Source organism: Fodinicola feengrottensis, assembly GCF_010993775.1.
Taxonomy (GTDB): Bacteria; Actinomycetota; Actinomycetes; order Mycobacteriales; family HKI-0501; genus Fodinicola; species Fodinicola feengrottensis.
On record NZ_WOTO01000020.1, the window covers coordinates 107,825 to 130,050 of the forward strand.

Here is a 22,226-nt window from a genome sequence, read left to right on the forward strand (position 1 = left end):
AGGCAATTGTCACGACATGTTTCCTCTCAGGCTTTGGTGGCGTGGTGGAAAAGATCGACCAGGTCGCGCGCGTACGCGCGGAGGTCCAGCTCTGGGTCGGCGATCAACTGCCCGCTGACGGCGTCCAGCGCGGCCCGGATGCTGGTGGCCATCACCCGGGTGGAAAAGGCCCGGAACTGGCCGTCTTTCTGGCCGCGCCGCAGAAACTCGTCCAATGTGCCGATCGCGCCGCTCGCGCCGGAGATGTCCGGCATCAGCGACCCGTTGGCGTCACGGGCGTTCGCGAGGATGTCTCCGAGCGCCAGCAGTTGTTCGCGGTGTGCCCCGACGAACCCGAGGTTTCCTTCGATGAAGCCGCGGATCTGGCCGAAAGCATCCGGCGCGGCCTCGATATACGGCCGCATATATGCCCGGGCATTGCCCACCACATACTCGGCGACCTGCTGGATCAGCTCGTCCTTGCCGGCAAAGTGATACGAGATGACGCCCTTGCTGATGCCGGCGCGCTGCGCGATCCGGGCCAGCGAGGTCTGCCCGTACCCCACCTCGGCGATGACCTCGACCGCGCAGCTGACGATCTGCGCGCGCCGAGCCTCCTCAATAAACGTCTTCTGGTCGACTGGCTTACTATCTGGCCGCATGGCCAAAGAGTAGCACAGACGGCCAGCGCGTCCAGGGGGTCTGCCCCGGACGCAGTGGGAGGTCGTATACCGAAGGTCGCCAATGGAGATTTCGCGAGGCACGGCCGCCAACTCATCCGGCCGGCCTTCACCAGGATCACCAAACCCGATGGGCACGTACGAGCGGCCGCCTGGTTAACCGCAGTCCGAATGCAGACCGTACGACTGCGGCCGGCGGGCGGCCATCACGCGGGTGAGTTCATCAGCGGCTCGGTGGAAGGGAAAACCTTCCGCGGCGTCGTCCTGGGCGGTGGACGACAGCGGCCCGACCGGCACTGGGCCGAGGCCGCTCGGGTCTGGCATCAAGACGCTGACCTGTTCTGCGTGTAGCGCTCTAACTGCTCGACGGTACGGCATTCGCGCCGCCATTCCAGGTGCCACGAAAGGCACCACGACGGTCGGTACGCGATCGCCGATCGCCTCCGCGAGGACGGTCAGCGCGTACGTGTCGGCAATCCCGGATGCGAGCTTACAGACGGTGTTGAAGGTGGCCGGCGCGACGATAATGCCGTCGGCGCGGGCCGATCGCGGCTCGGCCTCGCGGCGGTCCCGGCTGCGGATCGGGAACAGGGTGGCGGCCTCGATCCTTTCGACGTCCATGAAATCGATGCCGGCCGGGGTAGCGATCACCTGGATCTCCCAGCCACGGGCATGTCCGATGTCGACCAGACGGCCGATCCGACGAGCTGGTGGTGCGCCGCACACCACCAGCCGGACCGAGCTCATCGCCGGCCGCCGGCCGGGATGGCCCACCGCCGACGGTCCAATCCGACCACTGGAGAAATCGACGTTCTCATTACGCGATCCCCGTTCCCGTCCGCCCCGGTCCACTGTGGACAACAAGGTTCACCTGCGGCGATTGTGCCAGCATCCCGGCTGATTGCAATCGTTTTCCCGCATGCGGAAACGGCCGGAAACAATCACGGAAAAGGTATTCCGTGTGTGTCCCGCATGATCGGCTTACGGTTTTGGACGCTCAGTGAACAAACGCCCACGGCGCGCAACTCGCTGGCCAGAAACCATGCTCAGCACACATAAAAGGCTGCCCTTAGAGTAAAGGCAAGGAGTCCGCCGGGCCGTCGCCGCGCAACAAAATGTAGAGCGGCGGGACTCCGGCGCGTCCCGATCCGGACGCTTTTTCGGCCATCACCTCGCTGGCCGTCGTCCACGCCCGCGGATCATGTTTGGCCAGTACGCCAAAACGCTCCCACAGCAACACATGCGGGGTGTCCGACAGCCACGACAAGTCACCCAGGCAGTCGGCGAGCGCGTCCCAGTTCCGCCCGAACCAGGCCGGAAACTCCAGTACCCGCGCGCATTCGTCGAGAAAGGCCACCTTGTCTTCGGTGTGCACGCCTTCCAGGATGTGCAGTTGCCAGCCGATCGGTTCCAGCTCCCGGCTGATGGCGGCCGGGTGCGCACGGGATAACCACCTGTACATCCCCGGTGGTTTGCTTCCGTCCAGCAGCGTGGCCAGCCTCGTCATGACACGATCCTCCGGAACGACGCGTAATGGTCGTCGGTGTAATAGCGCTCGGCCGGCCCGCCGGCGATGATCCGCCGGGCACCGCGGTCTCGGGAACCCGGAGTGGGCACCGTGTACTCGTGGTAGTAGCCGTTCTTCTGCGCCGGCAGCAGGTGTTCCCGGTTGTTGAAGACCACCCCGTCCTGTTTGTACGGGAAGGGGCCGCCGGCATCGATGAGCCGCAACGTCCGCTGGGCCTGCACCGGCAACCGGGCGACCGAAATCGTCCCGCTGGCGTCAGCGGCCGGCCGAGCGGCTGGCCCGCTGGCCGGCCGGGTAGCTGGTGTCGCGCAGGAGACCAGCGCGAACAGGACAAGAACAGCGGCGAGCGACAGCCGCCAGGAAGCCCTCGCCAGCACTGGTAACCGACCGTCGTTTGCGGCATGACGGGACGACAGGACGCACCCCCTTCCCCCGAGCACCGACTGTGCCCGACCCCCCGGGACAAGCACTGAGTTTCGCTCCCCTGGCGCCGCGCGGCAACCTCAGGCGAGCAGAAATTTCCCAGCGGTTTCGCCCAGCTGCCCGCTGTTCCGACCGGCGGACCGGCATGCCATCATGGACGGTCGCGCCGCCCGGCGCGAGGTTCCCGGTCCAGGCCGTTGCGGCCGAGCCAGATCCAGACCGACACGGTCAGCAACACCATCGCGAAGCCGAAGAGCAGGTCCTCCACCGGCGCGTACGCGATCCGCCAACCGCCGAACAACCGCGGCTGCGCGTCCCCCAAGATGGCCGCCGGCGCGTAGACCACCATTCGCCGGCCGGTCAGGATTCCGTTGATCAGCAACTGAAAACCAAGCGTGATCGCGTACGAGACCCACCACACCCGGCGGGTCACCAGCCGGGTCCGCAGCACGAAAAGATCGAGAACGAGCACCACGCAGACGCCGATGACCGCGGCGATCGTGTACGTCACTCGTCGCCGGCCAGCCAGTGCGGCCTGACCGCCCGTACGGCCTCAAACCCCAGGATCGCGCACGTCGGCACGATCACGAAGAAGAGCAGCTCCTCGATCGGCAGCCGACCGGGCAGCACGATCCCGGTCAGCTGCCCTCGGGTCGTACGACCAGTGGCCGGCCGCGATCGCCGCGATGTCCCAGAGTCCGAAGAGAATCAGCGTCGGCAGCAACGAAAGCACCAGCCGCCGCCAGCGCCGCAGGACATTCACCTTCAGCAGCGGCTCCAGCCAGAGCGCACCGATCAGGCACAAAACCAGCACGGCCACGTACGACAGCCGCAGCCACATGGGCTAGAAGCCGAGGGCTTGGGCGCGCCGCTTGATCTCGGTGCCGCGGTTCTCCGCCAGCGCCTGCGCGGGTGTGCCGGGCAGGCTGTCGTCCGCGGTGAAGAGCCAGCGGATGATCTCTTCGTCGTCAAAGCGAGCGTCATCCAGCAGCGTCAGCACCCCCGACACGTGCTTGACGACCACCCCGTCACCAATCAGCTGCGCGGGCACCTGCATGAACCCGCCACGGCGGACAGCAACCAGCTTGCGGTCTCGAATGAGTTGGTGGACTCGGTTGACGGGAATCTTCAGCAGCTCGGCCACGTCCGGCAGCGGTAACCACTGCGCTGGCTCGCCGACACTGCCCGGTACGGGATCGGCCGAATCCGGCATAACCGTCGAATCCGGCCGGGAAACCTCGGCATTCATACGTTCACCTTGCCATAAGCACATTCGCTCAGTAACAGGCGCGCGGCGTGTCGAGACGGCTGTCGACCCCGCCCGTATCCTGAGCGGGTGAACAAGACGGTCGCCGATCCCCTCCTCGGGGCGGTGCTGGAAGAGCGCTATCGCGTCCGCGGGATGATCGCCCGCGGTGGGATGGCGACCGTCTACCACGCTCTGGACGAGCGGCTGGAGCGTACGGTCGCGGTCAAGGTCATCCACCCCGCGTATGCCACCGACCCGTCCTTCGTGGAGCGGTTCGGCCGGGAGGCGCGCAGCATCGCCCGGTTGTCCCACCCGAACGTGGTGGCCGTCTACGACCAGGGCAGCCACAACGGGCTCGCGTTCCTGGTGATGGAGTATGTGCCGGGTCGTACGCTGCGCCAGCTGCTCACCGAGCGCGGCAAGCTGGCCCCGGAAGAGGCCATCGGCGTGCTCGGGCCGCTGCTGTCGGCGCTGGCCGCCGCGCACCGGGTCGGCATGGTGCACCGGGACGTGAAGCCGGAGAACGTGCTGCTCAGCACCGACGGCACGGTCAAGGTGGCGGACTTCGGGCTGGCCCGGATCGCGGAGTCCAGCCGGGCCACCTCGACCAAGGGCGTCATGTTCGGCACCGTGGCGTATGTGGCGCCGGAGATCGTCACGGTCGGTACGGCCGACCCACGCGCCGATGTGTACGCGGCCGGCATCGTGCTCTTCGAGATGCTCACCGGCCAGCCGCCCTATCGCGGCGAGACGCCGGTTTCGGTGGCTTATCAACACGTGCACGCCGAGATGCCAGCGCCCTCAGAGCGGACCAAGGGGGTGCCGTACGCGCTAGATGACCTGGTGTTGCACGCCACCCGCCGGGAGCCTGGCGCCCGCCCGCCCGAACGACGCCGGCGTGATGCTGGCCGAGCTCCGGGACGTGGTCAGCGACCTCGCGATGACGGCCGTGCCGCCGGCCATCGAGCCGCCGGCGCCCCGCTGGGAGATGCCCACCGAGGCGGTGCCGCGGGCCAACCTGGTCTCCAGCCCGCCGGCCGCCACCAACGCCCCCGAAAATCCGAGCGCCACCGGATCTGCCGGGGGCGCTGTGTCCGCGCACGCGCCCGTCCCCGAGCCGTACAGCTATGACGAAGCCCCCCAGCGCGCCGCCGCGGCTGAGCGCGCTGCTCAACGCCATCCCGCCGCAGCGCCGGCGGCTGATGGTCATCGCGGTGATCGCGGTGCTGGCGCTGTTTGTGGCCGTCTTCGGGTGGTGGCTCGGCGCCGGGCGGTACGTGGCCGCGCCGAGCGTGGTGGGGCTGACCAAACAGGCCGCCGAGACCAGGCTGCACGGCGGCGGGTTCGAGGTCGGCTACGACACCCCCCAGTTCAGCGAGAAAGTCGCCAAGGACGCGGTGATCAGCCAGGATCCGGACGGCGGCGGCGACGTGGTCGGCGGCGGCACGATCACGCTGGTGCTGTCCAAGGGCCCGGAGCGGTACGGCGTGCCCAACGTGGTCAACCAGCCGCAGGCCGCCGCGGTCTCGGCATTACAGAACCTGCACCTGAACGCGCAGGTCACGCAGGCGTACGACAGCAAGATCGCGGCCGGCAACGTGGTGTCGACGGACCCGCCGGCGGGGACCCAGCTGCACCGGGACAGCAACGTCAAGGTGGTCGTCAGCAAGGGCGCCCAGCCGGTCCAGCTGCCGAGCCTGATCGGCCAGGGCTACAGCAGGGCCAGCAGCACGCTCAGCGACCTCGGGCTGAAGGTGACCGTCAAGCGCGAGTTCAACGCCACGTCGCCGGCCGGCACCGTGCTCGCGCAGGATCCGGGCGCATCCACGGTGGCCAAGGGCAGCACGGTCACGCTCACCGTGAGCAAGGGCCCGAACGTCGTCACCGTCCCGGACGTGCGCGGCCTCTCTCGGCCGCCGACGCGAGCGCGAAGATTCGACAGGCCGGGCTGGTGCCACAGATCCAGACCCTCCCGGGCGGCGGCGGACAGGTCTTCAACACCTCACCCGCGCCCGGCAGCCAGGTGGCCCCAGGCAGCACCGTCAATTTGTACGTTTTCTAGTTTAATTCGGCATTCCGGGGCTATTTCCGCTGCCAATTGCTGAGAGTCGACTGAGCGCGTCAAGCACACCTAGGAGTTTTCCCCCACGATAGAGACGCTCCACTCCTACTACGGGTGGAGAGCGATGTAAGCCCGAGGGGTGGCGTACTCATCACGCCGCGCTGAGACAATTCCATAAGACCAGCTCGAATGCCGGTGCGTGCCGCCGAATCCCACGTCAACGATGACGATAGAAGAAAGCATCCATCCATGTCCTTCCTCGCCAGGCTGAGCCTCGCTTACCGCAGTCTCGTCGCGATCGTCGCCATCGCCGTGCTCGGCTTTGGCGTGTGGGCTGTGCCACAGCTGAAACAGCAGCTGTTTCCGGATTTGAGCTTTCCCGCGGTCAGCATCTCGACCGCCTATCCGGGCGCCACGCCGACCATCGTCGAGCAGCAGGTGTCCATCCCGATCGAACAGGCGGTTCGCGGCGCGAAAGGGGCGAACAGCGTCACCTCCACCTCGAGTGCTGGTTTTTCCAGCGTTCAGGTGGAATTCGACTTCGGCACCGACATTGACAAGGCCGTCGACGAGCTGCGCGGCGATGTGGCCAAGATTTCCCAGCAGCTGCCGCAGAACCTGGATCCACAGATTCTTTCCGGCAGCACCGACAGCATTCCGGTGGTGGTGCTCGCGGCCACCAGCAGCAGCGGTGACCAGCAGGCGTTGGCCCAGCGGATCAAAAACAACGTGCTGCCCGACCTGCAGGGAATTCCGGGCGTACGGGAAGCCAACCTTTCCGGCGTACGGGACCAGCAGGTCACCATCACGCTTGACAAGAAGAAGATGGACGACCACGAGGTGTCGGAAAGCTCGGTGCTGAGCGCGCTTTCCGCGAACGGCATCAACGCGCCGGGGGGTTCCCTTACCAGCGACGGGAAAACGTACTCCATTTCGGTGGGTACGAGTTTTGGCTCGGTCAGCGACATCGCGAACCTCTACATCACCCGTAACCCGAAAACGCCGACCGGTGGCGGCCTGTCGGGCATCGGCCTGGGCGGCCTGAACCTGCCCGCCGGCCTCGGCGGGTTGGGCGGTCTCGGTGGCCTTGGCGGCCTGCCCGGCGGTGGACTACCGGGCGGCGGATTTCCGGGTGGTGGTGGTCACCCCAGTGGTGGGTCCGTCGCGGCCGCCGGCATCGCCCCCCCCGACGCCCAGCCACTCGGTGCCGCCGACCTGCGGCCCCGGCACGCTGCCGGTGACCCCGACGCCGGTTCCGTCCGGCTCCCCCTCGTGCGCGCTGTCGCCCACTCCGTCGCTGAAGAGCTCGGCTTCCACACCCGCCACCACCCCGGCTTCCACTCCGGTGGATCCGACGCCGTTGCCGCACCCCAGCAGCCCGAAGGTGGCTCCTGCCGCGTACGTGCAGTCGCTCCCGCAGGCCGGCCGGGGGGAGGTGCCGGCGCGGCCGGTGCTGGCGCCGGTGCCGCTGGCGCGGCCGGGGGCGGTGACCCGCGGGCGGCCGTACGCCTCGGCGACGTCGCCACCGTCAGCCAGTCCGACACCGACGCGACCTCGTTGACGCGTACGAACGGCAAGCCCAGCCTGGGCATCTCCGTCACCGCCACCGCCACCGGCAACGCGGTGCAGATCTCCAACACCATCCGGGACCGTACGAAGGACTTGGAAAGCAAGGCCGGCGGCGACCTGACCGTCATCTTCGACCAGGCGCCGTCCGTCCAGCAGTCCATCAACGACCTCGGCACCGAAGGCGTGCTCGGCCTGGTCTTCGCCGTCGTCGTGATCCTGATTTTCCTGCTGTCGCTGCGATCCACCCTGGTCACAGCGGTGTCCATCCCGATGTCGGTGATGATCGCGCTGATCGCGCTGTGGGCCGGCGGCTATTCGCTGAACCTGCTCACCCTCGGCGCCCTCACCATCGCCGTCGGACGAGTCGTCGACGACTCGATCGTGGTGCTGGAGAACATCAAACGACATCTCTCGTACGGCGAGGAGAGACAGCAAGCCGTCCTCGGCGGCGTCCGTGAGGTGGCCGCCGCGGTCACCGCGTCCACCCTCACCACGGTCGCGGTTTTCCTGCCCATCGCCTTCGTCGGTGGCATCGTCGGGCAGCTGTTCGCACCCTTCGGCGTCACCGTCACGGTCGCGCTGATCGCGTCGCTGCTGGTGTCGCTGACGGTCGTACCAGTGCTCGCGTACTGGTTCCTGCGGCCGCCCAAGGGCAGCGCCGACGACGTGGCCGCGGCCCGTGAGAAGGCCGAGGCCAAGGAGCGCCGGGGCATCCTCCCGCGTACCTATGTGCCAGTCCTGCGCTTCACTCTGCGGCACCGGTTCCTCACCCTCGCGGTGGCGCTGCTGCTGTTCGTCGGCACCCTCGCGATGTATCCGTTCCTGAAGACCAGCTTCCTGGGCAGCGAGGGACAGAACACCTTCTCGATCAGCCAGGAGCTGCCGGTCGGCACCGCGCTGAACGTCACCGACGCGGCCGCCCGCAAGGTCGAGCAGGTGCTGCACGACACCAAGGGCATCGAGTCGTACCAGGTCAGCATCGGTGGCGGTGGAGGTGGCGGCTTCTTCGGCGGCGGCGGTGGGGTGACCAACGCCAGCTACAGCGTCAGCACGGCCGAGAACGCCGACCAGGATGCGATCCAGGCGGCCGTACGGGCCGGTGTCGCGAAGCAGACCGGCGTCGGCAAGGTCACCATCAACGGCGGCCGCGGCGGCGGCACCTCGTCGGCACTGTCCGTACAGGTCACCGCGGCCGACGACGCCGTGCTGCGGACGGCCACCAACCAGGTGCAGCAGGCGATGACGGGCATCCCCGGCACGGCGGACCTGACCAGCAGCACTCTCGCACCGACCTCCCCGCAGGTCGACGTCAAGGTGAACCGACAGGTCGCGGCCACCCGCGGGCTCACTGACCAGCAGGTCGCGCAGCTGGTCAGCGCCGCTTTCGACGGCACCAAGGTGACTACCTTCACGGTCAGCGACAGTCAGGAGAACGTGGTCGTACGCACGGTCGCCAAGCCGGCGGACATCGACGCGCTGCGCAACCTGGTGCTGACCACCGCGTACGGCGACATCAAGCTCGGCGAGGTCGCTTCGGTCAACATCGTCAACGCGCCGAACGAGATCAACCGTACGGACGGCGAACGGACGGCCACCGTCACCGCGAACACCACCGGTGACAACCTCGGCAAGATCAACGTCGACCTCAACAACCGGCTGAAGGCGCTCAAGCTGCCGGCCGGCGCGAGCTACTCGATCGGTGGCGTGAGCAAGGACCAGGCGGACGCCTTCGGCAACCTCGGGCTCGCCCTGGTCGCCGCGATCGTGCTGGTCTTCCTGGTCATGCTGGCCGCCTTCCGCAGCCTCATCCAGCCGCTGATCCTGCTGGTCTCGATCCCCTTCGCGGCCACTGGCGCGCTCGGGTTGCTGCTGATCACCGGCATTCCGCTGGGGCTGCCGGCGATCATCGGGTTGCTGATGCTGATCGGCATCGTGGTCACCAACGCCATCGTGCTGATCGACCTCATCAACAAGTACAGATCCGACGGCCTCGACATCCGGGACGCCATCCTGGAAGGCGGCCGGCACCGGCTCCGGCCGATCCTGATGACCGCGGTCGCCACGATCTGCGCGCTGACGCCGATGGCGATCGGGCTGACCGGCGGCGGGGCCTTCATCTCGCAGCCGCTCGCGGTGGTCGTGATCGGCGGCCTGGTCACCTCGACGCTGCTGACGCTGGTGCTCGTACCGGTGCTCTACTCGATCGTCGAGGGCTTCAAGGCGCGGCGGGCCCGGAAGAAGGCCGCCCGGGCCGCGCGTCGCGGTGGTCCCACTCCGCCGCCGACTGCTCCTGAGCAGCTTGTGCCGGCGATGGCCGGGCCTCCTGGGTGGGAGACCGCTGAGCAGTCTTTCGCTCCGCCTGCCGCTCCCGCTCCCGTGGTGGGCAATGGGCAGCTGACGGACGCTCAGGCTCGGGCGATCAATCAGGTCCTCAACAATCCGCATCGACCGGGTGAGGAGGGCGACACTGCCGAGTTGCCACCGACGAGGTAGAGTCGCGGTCATGCGATTTTGGTACGGCTATTTTCGACCGCCCGGTGCCGACCGGGTGGCGGAGCGCGGCGTGCCGCGTTAGCCCACCACCCTTATATTGAGCCCCGGGCCCCACTGGCCCGGGGCTTTTTTATGTCAGGAGTGGACAGAACAATGGTTATCGTCATGAGCCCCGATGCGGGCGAAAACGACCTCGCCGAGGTCGTCAGCAATATCGAGGCGGCCGGCGGGCACGCTTTCGTGTCGCGCGGTGTCGCTCGTACGATCGTCGGCGTGGTGGCCGGCGAGGAAGTGCTGGAAAACCTTCAGGTGCACGCGCTTCCCGGTGTCGCTGACGTGGTGCGGATTACCGCGCCGTACAAACTGATCAGCCGGGAAAACCATTCACAAAGATCCGTCATCCGCGTCGGCGGCGTACCCATCGGCCCCGGCACGGTCACCTTGATCGCCGGCCCCTGCGCCGTCGAAACCCCCGAACAAACCCTCGAAGCCGCCCAAATGGCCATCGCCGCCGGCGCCTCCTTGTTGCGCGGCGGCGCTTTCAAGCCGCGTACTTCCCCCTACGCCTTCCAGGGCCTGGGCGTCCGCGGCCTGGAGATCCTTTCCGACGTACGCGCCGAAACCGGCCTCCCCATCGTCACCGAAGTGATGGACGCGTCCGATGTGGACGTGGTCGCCGCGCACGCTGACATGCTGCAAATCGGCACCCGCAACATGCAGAACTTCGGCCTCCTGCAAGCGGTTGGCTCGGTCGGAAAGCCCGTCATGCTCAAGCGCGGTTTGACCGCCACGTACGAGGAATGGCTGATGGCCGCCGAATACATCGCGCAGCGCGGAAACCTGGACATTGTTCTCTGTGAGCGCGGCGTACGCTCCTTCGAACCCGCCATCCGCAACATGCTCGACGTTTCGGCCGTACCGATGATCCAATCCCTTTCGCACCTGCCGATCATCGTCGACCCCTCCCACGCCGCCGGCCGCCGCGACCTCGTCATCCCGCTGGCCCGCGCCGGCCTCGCCGCCGGCGCCGACGCCGTCATGGTCGACCTCCACCCCCACCCAGAGTCCGCCCGCTGCGACGGCCCCCAAGCCCTCACCCGTGACGAACTGCCCGCCTTGGCCTCCGCCGTCCGTACAATGGCCGCCGCCACTGACCGTACGGTCGCCGTCCCCGTACCAGCCTGACTGTTTTCCTTGGTTCGGGCGCCACAATTCTTTGGCGTCCGAACCTTTTTCTTGCAGCCACAGCAATGCTCGTACGGTGGAATCGAAGGTGAGTTCGTGAAAGTCGACGACTGTCACCGGCTGACCGAGCCAATCGCAAGTCTGCAACGTGTCGTGGACCTCGCTCCAAGAACCGTGATCTTCGATGTCGAGCCGCTCGTCGCGTACTGGGACACCGACGAAGCCGCTCTGCGCGCTGGCGTCAAATCTGCGCTTGAGGCGATGGCGACGATGCCGACGGCGCTGACAGTCTGTTTCGCCACCAATTCTCGCAGGCGCCTAACTGTCGCACCCGCGCATCCTGGTATTTCCGTCTCGTACGTGGCATCTGCCTTCAAGCCGTTCCGAACGGCTCTGTTTCGCGGCCTTCCACGGCCTGGAGTTGTCGTCGGCGATCAGATCGCGACCGACGGCGTTCTCGCTTGGCGGCTCGGATTTACTTTCATCCACTACCGCCCGATCCTCGCTGCCGCACCAGTCGGCCCGAAAATCATGAACGGCCTGGGCCAGGCCTTCCGCCCGTTCCTCTTCACGGCCAAAGGCTGATCACTTGATGAGAGGTCCTGATAAACGGCCACCGGCTCACCTTCCCTTGGTCATGTCTTTCCTAGCCGACTTCCGCGGGTGGTTTCCAGCTTAGGCAAGCCTATTGGCTCATGCCTCGGATTCGAGAAACATTTTCAGGGTGGCCAGGTCGCGCTCGACCCACTCCACGTCCGCAGCCAACACCTCGGCCGGCCGCCCTCTGCGGCGAGCCGTCAGCAGGACCTCGGTGCCCGTTCCATTTCCGATGGCCCGCATCGCGACAGGGATTTCCGTGCCGTCGTCGAGAAGGATGTCGTGGTCGACAACGCCGTAGTCATTCCGCTCGCTGAACCGCACCTTCGCCGCGCCCTCGGGCGTCTTCACCCTCCAGACGTCACCCTCCCGCCCGGTCACCTCACCCAACCCAGTCGCCCACTGCGGGAAATTCCCCGGCACAGCAAGAAAGTCGTACACCTCGTCGTACGAACGGTCGATCCACACACTCGGCGTACGCGCCTCGTCGCTCATGCCAGCCTCCATCGTCGTCAGCATCGCCACATGATCCCAGACGACTCGCACACCCGTCTTGAACGAATCAGCCATGGTGTAGGTACTCCCCGCTGACAGTCCCCGGCGAGCGCGAAGCACCAAGTACCGGTCGGACCAGCACGCCCAGGTCAACGCCGGAGCAGCCCATCAACCAACAGGCGGAACAAGATACGTTCCGTTGCCCACCAGCGTCAACACGCCCTCCACGGCAAGCGCGTCACACTCGCGCTCCAGCAGACGCACATCAATCTCGCGTACAGATCGGTCCTCACTGAGGTAGAAACGCATGTCATAGACAGAGAAGAGATCGCCCGACAAAAACGGGAACCGTCCATTATGAGTCTGACTCGAGAATGACATCGTAGGCGTGCCCTGCGGCAGCGATCACAGCTGCCCACTCCGGCTTTCCCAAGTATTGGTCATCGGAAAGACGGTATCCGTATCGCGCAAATAGTTCCGACAGGGCTCCAGCTACTTGTTCCATCGCGTCCGCCTCACCTTCACTTTTCAACACGGAGCCCACACGGCTCCTCGGGTTGTCGAGCACGCCCAAATCTTCCAGAATCTCATAGGTTTCAGAAAGATCGTCAAAGAAGTTTTCCCTTGGATATCGCTTACCCACCCATACTTCTTCTTGATATCTGAAGTCCCTCAGGCCGTTAAGAACGCTCTTCAGTTGGTTTCGCATGTCCGGAAAGCGAACGTCAACACTCATGGAGAGCCCCAGCGCGACCAGTTGGACCATTCCGACAACGGGATATGTGCATTGACTGGATCATCCTTAATTGCACCGGAGATGGGCTGTCCGTCCCGTCCAAGAACCTTGCCCCGGACTGGACAATGACATGACCTACTTGCTAAGTCGGGTATGAACTACCCGGATCTCTTCGTCAATTCGAACGCCATTTCCCTCGTTGTTTGGATCGCTCAAACGCCAGCCGATCTTTTTACTGTTCGCCATATCTGGCCCCCATGATTCGGGGACCTTACCTTGGCCCGCGATGATCAAAATCCGTCATTTTCCAATTTCGGCCGCATCCACTTCTTCCCGCAACCATAAATCGAGCGTCTCGACAGCCACGACTAGATCATCCGTAGACATGCGCGCCCGATCAGACTCTAAAAAAAAAGGTGGGTTCCCTCCGGGCCTCGAATCTATCTGGACGTCAAAATTCCGAGTCAGTGACAGAAACCAAACATTGTCATCATCACTCATATGCTTGACTGAGAGTCTCGTGACGAGCAACGCCGGAAACAACTCTCTCAGCGCTGCAAATATCCGATCAATTGGGCCCCCCACATGCTCGCCCGGCCCCCAAGCCACTTGCCCTACCGTAACCATAGCCGAACCTCGCCTTCTCCAACCTTGCCTTAGCAACCTCTCGGTTCGCCCAGTGCCTCTTGAGTGAGGCGCTCCGCCCTGGAGACCAGGATTACTACGCATGTCCCCGAGCGGGTCGCCTTCTCACGTTGTCACGTTAACGTGATTATAGGCTGATTGATTGACGCCCCTTCGCCCCTATCGGCGCGGGAGCGTAGTCGACCGTTCCACCGCCGGCGCGAATTTCTCCCGCAGTAGTAGCACGCACGCTTCCACGTGCAACACCAGCACCCGCCTCATCGGAGGCCAGCCATTCGTCGGCGGCGGCCGACTACCTTCCGCCCGATACTCAACTATTTCCATCGCAAACTCCGATACGACGCCTCAGCCTGGTACAGAAACATCGACACTGGTTGAATGGCGACACCCTCCATGATGGAAGGCTTGCTGTCACTATCGGGGGTAAACATTCCCGACCACACGATTTGCTACTGGTGGTCTACGATTTCAAATCCAACCACCCGCCCCTCCTTCTGGACCAGCTTTCAAGAGGTCCAGCGCTAGCGCCCTTTACTATTCGCAGACCGTTTGTATCTCGTATCGCCACGCTGCGAGAGAACGCCGGCGCCAACACCTCGACCAGCATACTGTTTGGACCGCCCTCGGGATACGGGGTGATTCGATCAAAGGCAACCGACGAAAGCTCCCGAAGCCAGTCAACGTCCGACTCGACTATAATCCAAGCGTCCACCAAACGAACCCTCACCTGCGAGACACCATGCCTCAGAGTCTCTACTGCGATCATGCCCGCAAGTTCAACAGGATCATATGCGCCTGAACGGAAAAAACAACCCCTGATTGCGCCTCAGATACGGAATCAGCTCAACAATTTTCAGATCCTCGGCCCGATATTCCAATTTCTCCTCCTGCTGCTCGCGGGTGGCGTCCCAGTACGGGTGGCCTTGGGTTGAGGTGATCGTCTGGACGTACCCATGGGAGTCCTTGATCGTCACATCACTGAACGCGCTGTCGGTTAGCGTCTTGATCGTTGCAGTGACCGTCTGGGCCGAGCTCTGCCCGGTCGACGGGTCGGTGGTCTGAACCTTGTCACCGACATGCACCTGAGCGATCGACACCAACCCACCGCCGGCCAGCAGCACCATCGTCGCGGCAACAAACCATTCGAACACGCCTTCACCACCGCACGACCAGCCTCATCAGCCGCAGCACGAGCTGCCGCTGGCGAACCAGCACCAACAGCCATGCACTTGGCCCTCGTAGCGGCACTACGGGGCATCGGCACTCGCCGCCGAGCCGCGGCAGCGGCAGCGGCAGCGGCTCTCCCCCACATGTCAGCAGGAGGACGATGGCGCCACGAGTGACCGAGCACCTCGCGACGTTCATTCAGGCGGTTTGGGGCCGGATGGTGTACGCCTCGGCCGATCCCTCTCAGGTTGCGTTGTCGCCATCGTCCACGACGATCCGATAGTTAGGTACCACTTCTGTTCCCGCCGTCACTCTTCGTCCGCCAGGCGGCGGTGTCGCTGGTATCGGAATTAGCCCCCAGAGGCATGATCCACACCAAAACAGTGACCTACTTCTTTGATCATCAACCGTTTTTGACAGGAAAATTAGATTTAGAAACCGCATACGGCAGTTGGGGCATTCGATATTCGCGATGGACTTTGGCGACAAATAAACGCGCTCATAGGCGTCCAGCCATTCACCGAACGGCGCCCTGTTGACAAACTCCTTCACTAGCCGACCCTCCTGACAGCTACCCGGACCGGACTCACACCGGCAAGCGACCCGACGACCACCGGTCGCCTAAACACGGCAACGTCCAGTCTGCTGCTCGCACGAAGAACCCAGGCTAGTCCCCCACGAACCAGAGAATACGATGCCCTGCTTCGGCTACAAGATCGCACATTTCTTGCAACCAGTCGAATGACTCGCCACTCGGGTTTAACACCGGGTCAGCTTCATATCTAGCGACCTCCCTGGATAGCACCTTGAGTTGACTTGAATTAAAGACCATGTCTGCCCATGGGACAATATGCCCCAGCAGCGGATAGAGAGCCAGCTCGGCCTGAAAAAACACGCCAATAGAAAGCTTGGATATCCTTGAAAGAATTTCGCCAGCCTCGGTTCTGACCTGCACGTCAATCACTACGGGGAACCTCCGGATGCACACCTTCCACGACATTATCTCCTACCCACACTGCAACATGCGTCTCGCCATCGAAACCGATTTCCTGGCCGACGTCGGGACACGATAACGAGCGTCTCGCTCATATTCGAGGACCCACCCGGGTGATCAGGTCCGAGGAGTATGTGGCAGCTGCCCTCTATCCATTTGAAACTCGTCACAACATTGATCCTCGAGATCTCTCCCTTCCTCCGACAAGCTCCTTTAAATTTCCTCTATTCGACCAGCATATACGGATCTTCTGGTACTATTGCACGATTACGCTCGGCCATTCTGGAAATGAAATTTCTTCTTAGCTCCGGTTGCAACTCAAGCACGAAGTGCAGTGCAACTGGATCCCGATCCAACAGGTCCCCATCTAGGTCCACCTCCTCAGCGGCCTTCACAGACCCCTGATACAGGGCAGAAACCAACAGAGGCAGATACTCGATATTGATCAGTGCGTCGACATTCTCGACTACTACTGCCGATGTCCCGATCTCCATGCCAATCACCATGAAGGTTGTCGAAACAATCAATCAGAGCGTCCCAGTTGTAGCCAAAATAGGAGGGAAACTTGAGATTTACGGCAAACTCACGAAACAGATCTCGTTCCGAACGCATTCGCTCTCCGTCGACACGTCGAACTATCCCGCCCGCGTCAGATAGGGCGGCCAGGCGACTCGCAATTTCGAAGCTACGTCTCGGAGCAACTAGCACCCAAGGTGCAACCCTCTGACTGAAGTCTGGCACCGACATTGACTTACCTCACCTTCAGCGGGGATTCTCCGGATATCCCATTTCTCCGACGTAGAAGAGCGTAGCGTAGTGATCCGGCGTATAATAGCTTGCCCGCTGCCACCCTTCGGCGTAAGTAGCCTCTCGCCACCGCGAATGAGACTCCCGCAGACCTCACATTTGAGGTAACGAGTCGGTCGCATTTAGGTTCCATTCCCTATACGCCCCGCCAGATAGAGTACCCGGTTATTTTGACCACCCTCTATTACCATTGAAACCCGGAACCTTCCCTATACCTCCGGGTCGGCCGTCGACGCTCGACGACATGTCGTGGGCGCGCTGTGGCGCCGGACCTCAACAATCCCCGGCCCGTCTGGACTTCCCCGACTCACTCCATGTACCCCACAGAGAGATGAATTGTGAACGAGGACAAACGCCGCCGATTTTCCTACATAGTATGTGTGAACCGTCGCGACAGTTAGATTGAAGGTGACGGCCGAGTCTTGTAGTTACGCACGACGACGACCTTGCTATTCGTTCGGTCAAATTGACCGAGATCATCACCGGGCGCCAGCCCTGCTGCCTATACGAATGTGTGTCGGGTGGTGTCCCAGTAGGGGTGGGGACTGTGCCATGAACGGTGTTTTCGGCCTGACACGCCGGGTGGAGGCAGTCAGATTGTACGTCGCAGTGTGACTCTCGTGTTCAGTGACACTCACGACGGCGCTATCGCTGCCGTCCGGTCCGCTTAGCTGTCGCCACGCGTGACCAGAGCCGCTTGTACAAATATATGCCGACTGACATCCCAGTACGGGTGGCCTTGAGTCGATGTGATTGTCTGCACGACGCCATGTGCGTCCTTGATCGTGACATCAGTGAAGTCGCTATCTGTCAGGGTTTTGATCGTCGCGGTGACGGTCTGGACCGAGTTCTTTCCGGTCATGGGATCCGTGGCCTCGACCTTGTCACCAACGTGGACCCGGGCGATCGATACCAGCGCACCTGTCGCGAGCAGCACCATTGTCCCTGCGATGAAGCTGTTCCGAGAGCACGCCTTCGCTGCCACCTTGGCTACGGCGCGACCGGCCGACTGGACGGCCCCGCCGCCCGCGTCTTCGGCTGCGGCGCGGCCGGCGCCAGCTGCGGCGGTGCTGACCGCCGCCCGGCCCGCCGACGTAGCTGCAACACGAGCAGCGGATGCAGCCGCTCTGGCACCAGCGGCCGCAGCGCCACTCACCAACTCGCTCGCTGCCGCATTTGGCGCCGGCCCCCGCGAACGCTTCACCCACCCCGGCCGTCAAAACACCCACAGCGGCACCGGTGAGGCCGGCCATCGCCAGGCCACCCCAGGAGAACGAACCCTTACCACCATTCTCCATCGCATACTGCGTCATCGAACCCGCAGCACCCTCCAGCGCAGCACAACCAATCGACCCAGCTCCAGCCGTGACCGCACTCGGCCGCTGGCACCAGGCCCATCCCCACACGAGCCCATCGCCCTTGGTCGCGGAAGCTAGCCGCCCCAGGCAGATGTCATACTGCTTTTAATGTGGTAAGACTTCGACTCCGTAGCGCCAAAGAGAACGACAAGCGAGTCAGGTTGATACGCAATACCACTCGGTCCAAGCCTACCCAGGGCTACGGCGAAATTGACATCCGCTGCGAGTGTGAAACGAACCGCCCACATGGACTCTGGGCGGTTCTCATTCGAGACATGACAGGAAGTTGCAATGTCTACAATCTCTCGACCAATGATCGATCGCCATGCTGGATGATTCGAGACGTCAACTATATCGAGCCGATTCCGGATCTCAGAGTTCAGTTCCACGGAAGAGAGCGACAGAAATTCATCTTCGCCACTCATCTCCCACATCATTGACAAGCCCTGGCCTCTGACCTCGTTGGTGACCAGATCAATCCCATGGTCGACCTCATGTACTGAACCGTGAGCACGCCCATCCGGCCAGCTTGCATCACGCGACTGCAGATAGCGGATAGCCTCGAAGGAATCTCCGACTAAGCCAGCCAACTCCCCTGGCAGGCCACTATTCTGAGCCACATCCCCTCCTGTCGTCACGAGTGCAACCCAAAGTACCCAAACTGTCCAGCCTCATCGAATACAGCTCCGACAAAATGCTCCCCCGACATTTGTGGCGCGTTCGAGGGGACTGTGCCACGAACGGTGTTTTCGGCCTGACACGCCGGGCTGAGGTTCGGCAGGACGGACACTGTGAGTGATGGAATCTGGGGCTATGGATCCAGTGACGGTGAGTGAGAAGAAGTCGGTGCGGGGTAGGTCGCCAGTGCGGATTGGCGGGCTATCATCGACCATCACCTCTAGCTCGGCCAAGCTCCACCCACGCACGCTTCTTCGTAAGTCCACCGCCCTTCAACTTCTCCATGATCAAGAACTCCCTTGATCATAGAGAAATCCGAACCCGACGGGATGTTAAGTGCCACGACACTGTATTGGGAAAACCCTTCACCATTTATACCAAGCTCCGCGAATTGATCCAAAATTGCCCGAATTTGAGCGGCTGACTTTCCTATGCCGAGTAGAATTACGCGAATAGTACAATTGCCCGACCAATGCAATTTCTCGACCATGCACAGAACCCCGTCATGATCGCGTAAGACTCGAACCAAGTCCTCAGTTGCCAAATTCTGAGCAAACCACGGAATATTGTCGACTCGAACAATACCTGGCTCTAGAGAAACCGCCCACAATCGCTCGCTATCAACCGGTGGCCATCCCTCGTCATCCTGATCTAGCCGAACGACGATCTGGACATGGCCAATCACCTCCTCGCCTGCTCTATGTTCAACTATTTCCATCGCAACTCCAGCACGACATGTAAGCTCGGCAGACAAACATCGACGCTGATTGAATTGTGGCGGCTGTCCACGACTGGGAGGTTCGCCGCCCAGTTCGACGCCTCATAGCGCTCACTCATGGATCTTCAAGCATCACCATTACTCCATCATGAAGAACCTACTCGGATCAGCTGGGCCAAGTTTCGACTCATCGAGAGAGCGAGCGACGCCGCCACTATCACGCCGCCTCCATTTGTGGCACTCAGACGAAACCATCGATACTCTTCCGGATGATAAATCCCCCAACTCAGTTCTCCCATGATCAGCGGTCTCCCTCTTCTGCCACGAGACCCTCCATGTAGGTTCCAATCTGGAGATATTGGACATTCATGAAGATGATCTCGAGTCGAGTTGGCCATGTAGAGCTGATATTACCTAAATAGAAGCCTATTCATCCCCCCTTTGAGGACCTCCAAGTGGAAGGTCCGCTCAGGAAAGTTGACCAAGGGCTCACCAGGAGTCCGCGAATGGATTGGCAAGTAGGCCTCCCTCTTCATAGAAATCAGTAGTCCCAAGGCGGCCCGGTTGGTAAAGTTGCGCTATCTCGTAGTCAACGGCGAACCCTTGACCGGATGCACCCTTGGTAGCAGCAGTCTTTACGCGACCTAACGTCGAGCTACCTTCGACGTCATTAAACATTACAATAAATTTTATGTCCCTTATTGACAACCGCCTTAGCGAGCGAATTCTGCCACTCTGAGTCGCCCAGTAGATGTCACCCGCCAAGTTGCTCAAATGTGTCTCGGGGAACGCTCCGGCAAGAGGCGAGTTGGGTGGAAGCGGCGGTCCAGTCCATACAAGACCTTGATCGCCAGGTCTGCAAACCCTGTCACGGCCACGGCGTCTGCCCCTTCCGCGAGTGGATGCAAACTAGAGGCCTATGGGCTCGGACCATCATCTCCAAACCTTCCTCCACGGAGGCGCCTAGGCGCCATATGAGACCGGCAGAATAGGCAACCACACTGCCTGCGCTCTCGACGAATACGTGCGAATAGCAAAACCACCACCCGACCGGAAAGTAGCTTCCTCCCAAACTCTGGACCATTTCATCCAGCTCGTCGGTGTGTCTTCTGCCTGCGCCGAGCGGATCAACAATAAAGGGTTCCGCGTTTGTGAAATTAGCCCCTTGCTCGTTACTCGGCTCGATCCTTAGACCCAGCAAATCTCGAAGTAGAGAAGTCGCATGGACATTCTCCGCGTATCCGATTCCCACCATCTCGCCAACAACGGACTCGATGTCCATCTGACGACCCATGGTCCATCCGGCTTTCGCCAACGCCTCGAGAACGTCATGGTGCACTGATCCAAGATCAGACATTACTATGCTCCCGTGACGCTAACAAAGAGATTGAAGAGTACTCTCGCGCACGCCCTACAAGGTCTAGCTAGGGCGCCGTGGTCACCTATCTCGGTGTCGCTTACGTGAACGACGGTCATATTGCCACCTCTAATCGCATCTGGGCCTTCCTCTCGATAAGCCTGAGCGAGACATTGCATCTCCGCACACCCGAGGTGGGGATGGTCCAAACTCTCCAAATCGTCAGCCATACCGTCTGGGATTTCCACACCGGATTTGTTATTCGCAAGATAGGTTCGACCGGACGGGGAGGTGTACTCCGCGGCGAAGTCACCGCCAGCAATCTCGGCATTGTCTGCTTCCTGGAGCAGACCCTCAGAAGGTCCACAGTTGTGGACAAGAGTGGGCGCGCCACCGATGCGCACGTAGTACGTATGGCTACTCGCCACCGTAAGGTTGTAGGTAACGGCATGACCCGCATAGCCCCTGACACCCTCGACAATGCTGACAGCACCATCTGACTGCAGAAGGTTATCACCAGGAACGAGGAGTGCTGCTGGTACGAATGCGTGTCGGGTGGCGTCCCAGTAGGGGTGGCCTTGGGTTGAGGTGATGGTTTGGATGTGGCCGTTGATGGCGCTAGCTGAAATTCCCCACTTTTGCTAGATCATTTTCCCCAGTTGGGTGTCGTCCGGCGTGGCGTTCGCGCTGGTCAGGATGGTTCTACTGACAGTGCGTAGTGACTGTGTTCGCTATGTGACTTGTTGGGGGCCTCGATGCTCAGCGTGGAGGAAGAGGTGGATGCGCGCACGCGCTTCGCCGGCAGGGTTGGTCGATCTCGGCGATTGCTCGTCATCTGGGCCGGGACAGGAAGACGATCCGCGCGTATTTGAGTGGCGCTCGGGAGCCTGGTAAGCGGGTCCGGTCCGGTCCGAGCCGGTGGTGATCGCGGAGTTCGTGCCGTATTGCCGGCAGCGGCTGGTTGATGATCCGCATTTGTGGGCGTCGACGTTGTTCGACGAGGTCGTCGCGTTGGGGTTCACTGGTTCGTATCCGTCGCTGACCGCGGCGATCCGCGACCTGGGGCTGCGTCCGCATTGCGAGGCGTGTGACCGGTCCAAGGGCCGTGACACCGCGGTGATCGCGCACCCGGCGGGCGCGGAGACGCAATGGGACTGGTTGGAACTTCCTGATCCACCATCGGCGTGGGGCCTGGGAAAGCACGCGCATCTACTGGTCGGCGCTCTCGCGCATTCCTCGCGGTGGCGCGGAGTTTTGGCTACCAGTGAGGATTTCCCGCATCTGGTCGAGGCGATGGACGCTGTCGTGGCGCGCCTGGGTGGGCTGACCAAGGTGTGGCGGTTCGACCGGATGTCCACCGTTTGCTATCCACCGACCGGTGCGGTACTGCCCAGTTTCGGTGAAGTGGCGAAACATTACGGAGTCACCGTCGTTATTTGCCCACCGAGGCGGGGAAACCGCAAAGGCGTTGTCGAAAAGGCGCATCATTACGCCGCGCAACGATGG

25 protein-coding genes and 2 pseudogenes are annotated in these 22,226 nt (G+C 62.5%); 7 read left to right on the forward strand and 20 right to left on the reverse strand.

Annotation, left to right across the window (positions count from 1 at the left end):
* Positions 1-26: 26 nt before the first annotated feature.
* From GNX96_RS19875 to GNX96_RS19905, 7 genes are all read right to left on the reverse strand, one after another.
* Complete coding sequence (locus GNX96_RS19875) at positions 27-641, reverse strand: TetR/AcrR family transcriptional regulator (RefSeq protein ID WP_163569236.1); 615 nt, start codon at positions 639-641, stop codon at positions 27-29.
* A gap of 174 nt (positions 642-815) precedes the next feature.
* Positions 816-1,406 (reverse strand): flavoprotein, encoded by a 591-nt coding sequence (locus tag GNX96_RS19880; RefSeq protein WP_163569237.1) that lies wholly within the window; start codon positions 1,404-1,406, stop codon positions 816-818.
* 322 nt (positions 1,407-1,728) lie between these two features.
* Entirely contained in the window at positions 1,729-2,166 is a 438-nt protein-coding gene (locus tag GNX96_RS19885; protein ID WP_163569238.1) for a barstar family protein, read from the reverse strand.
* Positions 2,163-2,564, reverse strand: coding sequence for a ribonuclease domain-containing protein (locus GNX96_RS19890; protein WP_163569239.1), 402 nt, complete (start codon positions 2,562-2,564; stop codon positions 2,163-2,165). The genes GNX96_RS19885 and GNX96_RS19890 overlap by 4 nt, the downstream gene beginning before the upstream one ends.
* A gap of 197 nt (positions 2,565-2,761) precedes the next feature.
* Positions 2,762-3,121: a lycopene cyclase domain-containing protein gene (locus GNX96_RS19895; protein ID WP_163569240.1), complete on the reverse strand. Its 360-nt coding sequence runs from the start codon at positions 3,119-3,121 to the stop codon at positions 2,762-2,764.
* A 42-nt stretch (positions 3,122-3,163) separates the two neighbouring features.
* The gene (locus GNX96_RS19900; RefSeq protein WP_279580880.1) at positions 3,164-3,451 is read right to left on the reverse strand and encodes a hypothetical protein; all 288 of its coding nucleotides are present in this window, start codon (positions 3,449-3,451) and stop codon (positions 3,164-3,166) included.
* Between the two features lie 3 nt (positions 3,452-3,454).
* Positions 3,455-3,823 carry an Rv2175c family DNA-binding protein gene (locus GNX96_RS19905; RefSeq protein ID WP_163569259.1) on the reverse strand — a complete coding sequence of 123 codons (369 nt, stop codon included), beginning with the start codon at positions 3,821-3,823 and terminating at the stop codon, positions 3,455-3,457.
* Between the two features lie 123 nt (positions 3,824-3,946).
* On the opposite strand from GNX96_RS19905, the gene GNX96_RS19910 reads away from it, so the two are divergent.
* The 6 genes and pseudogenes from GNX96_RS19910 to GNX96_RS19930 all read left to right on the forward strand — a co-directional run bounded on the left by GNX96_RS19910 (position 3,947) and on the right by GNX96_RS19930 (position 11,753).
* Entirely contained in the window at positions 3,947-4,990 is a 1,044-nt protein-coding gene (locus tag GNX96_RS19910) for a protein kinase domain-containing protein (RefSeq protein WP_163569241.1), read from the forward strand.
* A gap of 71 nt (positions 4,991-5,061) precedes the next feature.
* Positions 5,062-5,715, forward strand: a pseudogene (locus GNX96_RS19915) (PASTA domain-containing protein); the annotation flags it as partial.
* Positions 5,716-5,810: 95 nt separating this feature from the next.
* Complete coding sequence (locus GNX96_RS64145) at positions 5,811-5,921, forward strand: PASTA domain-containing protein (protein WP_390624074.1); 111 nt, start codon at positions 5,811-5,813, stop codon at positions 5,919-5,921.
* A 249-nt stretch (positions 5,922-6,170) separates the two neighbouring features.
* Positions 6,171-9,983, forward strand: a complete 3,813-nt coding sequence (locus GNX96_RS19920; RefSeq protein WP_163569243.1) for an efflux RND transporter permease subunit — start codon at positions 6,171-6,173, stop codon at positions 9,981-9,983.
* A gap of 165 nt (positions 9,984-10,148) precedes the next feature.
* Positions 10,149-11,168: a 3-deoxy-7-phosphoheptulonate synthase gene (aroF, locus tag GNX96_RS19925; protein WP_279580881.1), complete on the forward strand. Its 1,020-nt coding sequence runs from the start codon at positions 10,149-10,151 to the stop codon at positions 11,166-11,168.
* Between the two features lie 96 nt (positions 11,169-11,264).
* The gene (locus tag GNX96_RS19930; protein ID WP_163569245.1) at positions 11,265-11,753 is read left to right on the forward strand and encodes a hypothetical protein; all 489 of its coding nucleotides are present in this window, start codon (positions 11,265-11,267) and stop codon (positions 11,751-11,753) included.
* Between the two features lie 108 nt (positions 11,754-11,861).
* On the opposite strand, the gene GNX96_RS19935 is transcribed toward GNX96_RS19930, so the two are convergent.
* The 13 genes from GNX96_RS19935 to GNX96_RS64160 all read right to left on the reverse strand — a co-directional run bounded on the left by GNX96_RS19935 (position 11,862) and on the right by GNX96_RS64160 (position 21,349).
* On the reverse strand, positions 11,862-12,335 hold the full coding sequence (locus GNX96_RS19935) for an SRPBCC family protein (RefSeq protein ID WP_279580882.1): 474 nt from the start codon (positions 12,333-12,335) through the stop codon (positions 11,862-11,864).
* 93 nt (positions 12,336-12,428) lie between these two features.
* Positions 12,429-12,569, reverse strand: coding sequence for a hypothetical protein (locus GNX96_RS19940; RefSeq protein WP_279580883.1), 141 nt, complete (start codon positions 12,567-12,569; stop codon positions 12,429-12,431).
* A gap of 46 nt (positions 12,570-12,615) precedes the next feature.
* On the reverse strand, positions 12,616-13,026 hold the full coding sequence (locus GNX96_RS19945; RefSeq protein ID WP_163569247.1) for an SCO4402 family protein: 411 nt from the start codon (positions 13,024-13,026) through the stop codon (positions 12,616-12,618).
* 1,400 nt (positions 13,027-14,426) lie between these two features.
* Complete coding sequence (locus GNX96_RS19950) at positions 14,427-14,792, reverse strand: polymorphic toxin-type HINT domain-containing protein (protein ID WP_163569248.1); 366 nt, start codon at positions 14,790-14,792, stop codon at positions 14,427-14,429.
* A gap of 4 nt (positions 14,793-14,796) precedes the next feature.
* Positions 14,797-15,006, reverse strand: coding sequence for a hypothetical protein (locus GNX96_RS53355; protein WP_279580884.1), 210 nt, complete (start codon positions 15,004-15,006; stop codon positions 14,797-14,799).
* A gap of 469 nt (positions 15,007-15,475) precedes the next feature.
* Positions 15,476-15,772: a hypothetical protein gene (locus GNX96_RS19955; protein ID WP_163569249.1), complete on the reverse strand. Its 297-nt coding sequence runs from the start codon at positions 15,770-15,772 to the stop codon at positions 15,476-15,478.
* A gap of 254 nt (positions 15,773-16,026) precedes the next feature.
* The gene (locus GNX96_RS19960; protein ID WP_163569168.1) at positions 16,027-16,296 is read right to left on the reverse strand and encodes a hypothetical protein; all 270 of its coding nucleotides are present in this window, start codon (positions 16,294-16,296) and stop codon (positions 16,027-16,029) included.
* Entirely contained in the window at positions 16,184-16,549 is a 366-nt protein-coding gene (locus GNX96_RS64150) for a barstar family protein (protein ID WP_390624070.1), read from the reverse strand. Before GNX96_RS64150 ends, GNX96_RS19960 begins: the two co-directional genes overlap by 113 nt.
* Positions 16,550-17,276: 727 nt before the next feature.
* A complete protein-coding gene (locus GNX96_RS19970; RefSeq protein ID WP_163569251.1) occupies positions 17,277-17,549 on the reverse strand; it encodes a polymorphic toxin-type HINT domain-containing protein in 273 nt (90 codons plus the stop codon).
* 50 nt (positions 17,550-17,599) lie between these two features.
* A complete protein-coding gene (locus GNX96_RS19975; protein WP_163569252.1) occupies positions 17,600-17,761 on the reverse strand; it encodes a hypothetical protein in 162 nt (53 codons plus the stop codon).
* A 1,104-nt stretch (positions 17,762-18,865) separates the two neighbouring features.
* Positions 18,866-19,363: a DUF4265 domain-containing protein gene (locus GNX96_RS19980; protein ID WP_163569253.1), complete on the reverse strand. Its 498-nt coding sequence runs from the start codon at positions 19,361-19,363 to the stop codon at positions 18,866-18,868.
* Between the two features lie 868 nt (positions 19,364-20,231).
* Complete coding sequence (locus tag GNX96_RS64155) at positions 20,232-20,720, reverse strand: SUKH-3 domain-containing protein (protein WP_390624071.1); 489 nt, start codon at positions 20,718-20,720, stop codon at positions 20,232-20,234.
* A 2-nt stretch (positions 20,721-20,722) separates the two neighbouring features.
* A complete protein-coding gene (locus GNX96_RS64160; protein ID WP_163569261.1) occupies positions 20,723-21,349 on the reverse strand; it encodes a polymorphic toxin-type HINT domain-containing protein in 627 nt (208 codons plus the stop codon).
* Between the two features lie 126 nt (positions 21,350-21,475).
* Between GNX96_RS64160 and GNX96_RS19995 the strand changes: the two are divergent.
* Positions 21,476-22,226, forward strand: a pseudogene (locus GNX96_RS19995) (helix-turn-helix domain-containing protein); the annotation flags it as partial.

Bases quoted from the DNA above. Each gene is read 5' to 3' on its own strand.
- GNX96_RS53355 (WP_279580884.1), bottom strand. From the start codon at position 15,006: ATGAACGTCGCGAGGTGCTCGGTCACTCGTGGCGCCATCGTCCTCCTG.
- GNX96_RS19880 (WP_163569237.1), bottom strand. From the start codon at position 1,406: ATGAGCTCGGTCCGGCTGGTGGTGTGCGGCGCACCACCAGCTCGTCGG.
- GNX96_RS19920 (WP_163569243.1), top strand. From the start codon at position 6,171: ATGTCCTTCCTCGCCAGGCTGAGCCTCGCTTACCGCAGTCTCGTCGCG.
- GNX96_RS64150 (WP_390624070.1), bottom strand. From the start codon at position 16,549: ATGTCGGTGCCAGACTTCAGTCAGAGGGTTGCACCTTGGGTGCTAGTT.
- GNX96_RS19900 (WP_279580880.1), bottom strand. From the start codon at position 3,451: ATGTGGCTGCGGCTGTCGTACGTGGCCGTGCTGGTTTTGTGCCTGATC.
- GNX96_RS19875 (WP_163569236.1), bottom strand. From the start codon at position 641: ATGCGGCCAGATAGTAAGCCAGTCGACCAGAAGACGTTTATTGAGGAG.
- GNX96_RS19885 (WP_163569238.1), bottom strand. From the start codon at position 2,166: ATGACGAGGCTGGCCACGCTGCTGGACGGAAGCAAACCACCGGGGATG.
- GNX96_RS19940 (WP_279580883.1), bottom strand. From the start codon at position 12,569: ATGCGTTTCTACCTCAGTGAGGACCGATCTGTACGCGAGATTGATGTG.
- GNX96_RS19970 (WP_163569251.1), bottom strand. From the start codon at position 17,549: ATGGTGCTGCTCGCGACAGGTGCGCTGGTATCGATCGCCCGGGTCCAC.
- aroF (WP_279580881.1), top strand. From the start codon at position 10,149: ATGAGCCCCGATGCGGGCGAAAACGACCTCGCCGAGGTCGTCAGCAAT.
- GNX96_RS19935 (WP_279580882.1), bottom strand. From the start codon at position 12,335: ATGGCTGATTCGTTCAAGACGGGTGTGCGAGTCGTCTGGGATCATGTG.
- GNX96_RS19945 (WP_163569247.1), bottom strand. From the start codon at position 13,026: ATGGTCCAACTGGTCGCGCTGGGGCTCTCCATGAGTGTTGACGTTCGC.
- GNX96_RS19960 (WP_163569168.1), bottom strand. From the start codon at position 16,296: ATGGAGATCGGGACATCGGCAGTAGTAGTCGAGAATGTCGACGCACTG.
- GNX96_RS19980 (WP_163569253.1), bottom strand. From the start codon at position 19,363: ATGGAAATAGTTGAACATAGAGCAGGCGAGGAGGTGATTGGCCATGTC.
- GNX96_RS19905 (WP_163569259.1), bottom strand. From the start codon at position 3,823: ATGCCGGATTCGGCCGATCCCGTACCGGGCAGTGTCGGCGAGCCAGCG.
- GNX96_RS64155 (WP_390624071.1), bottom strand. From the start codon at position 20,720: ATGTCTGATCTTGGATCAGTGCACCATGACGTTCTCGAGGCGTTGGCG.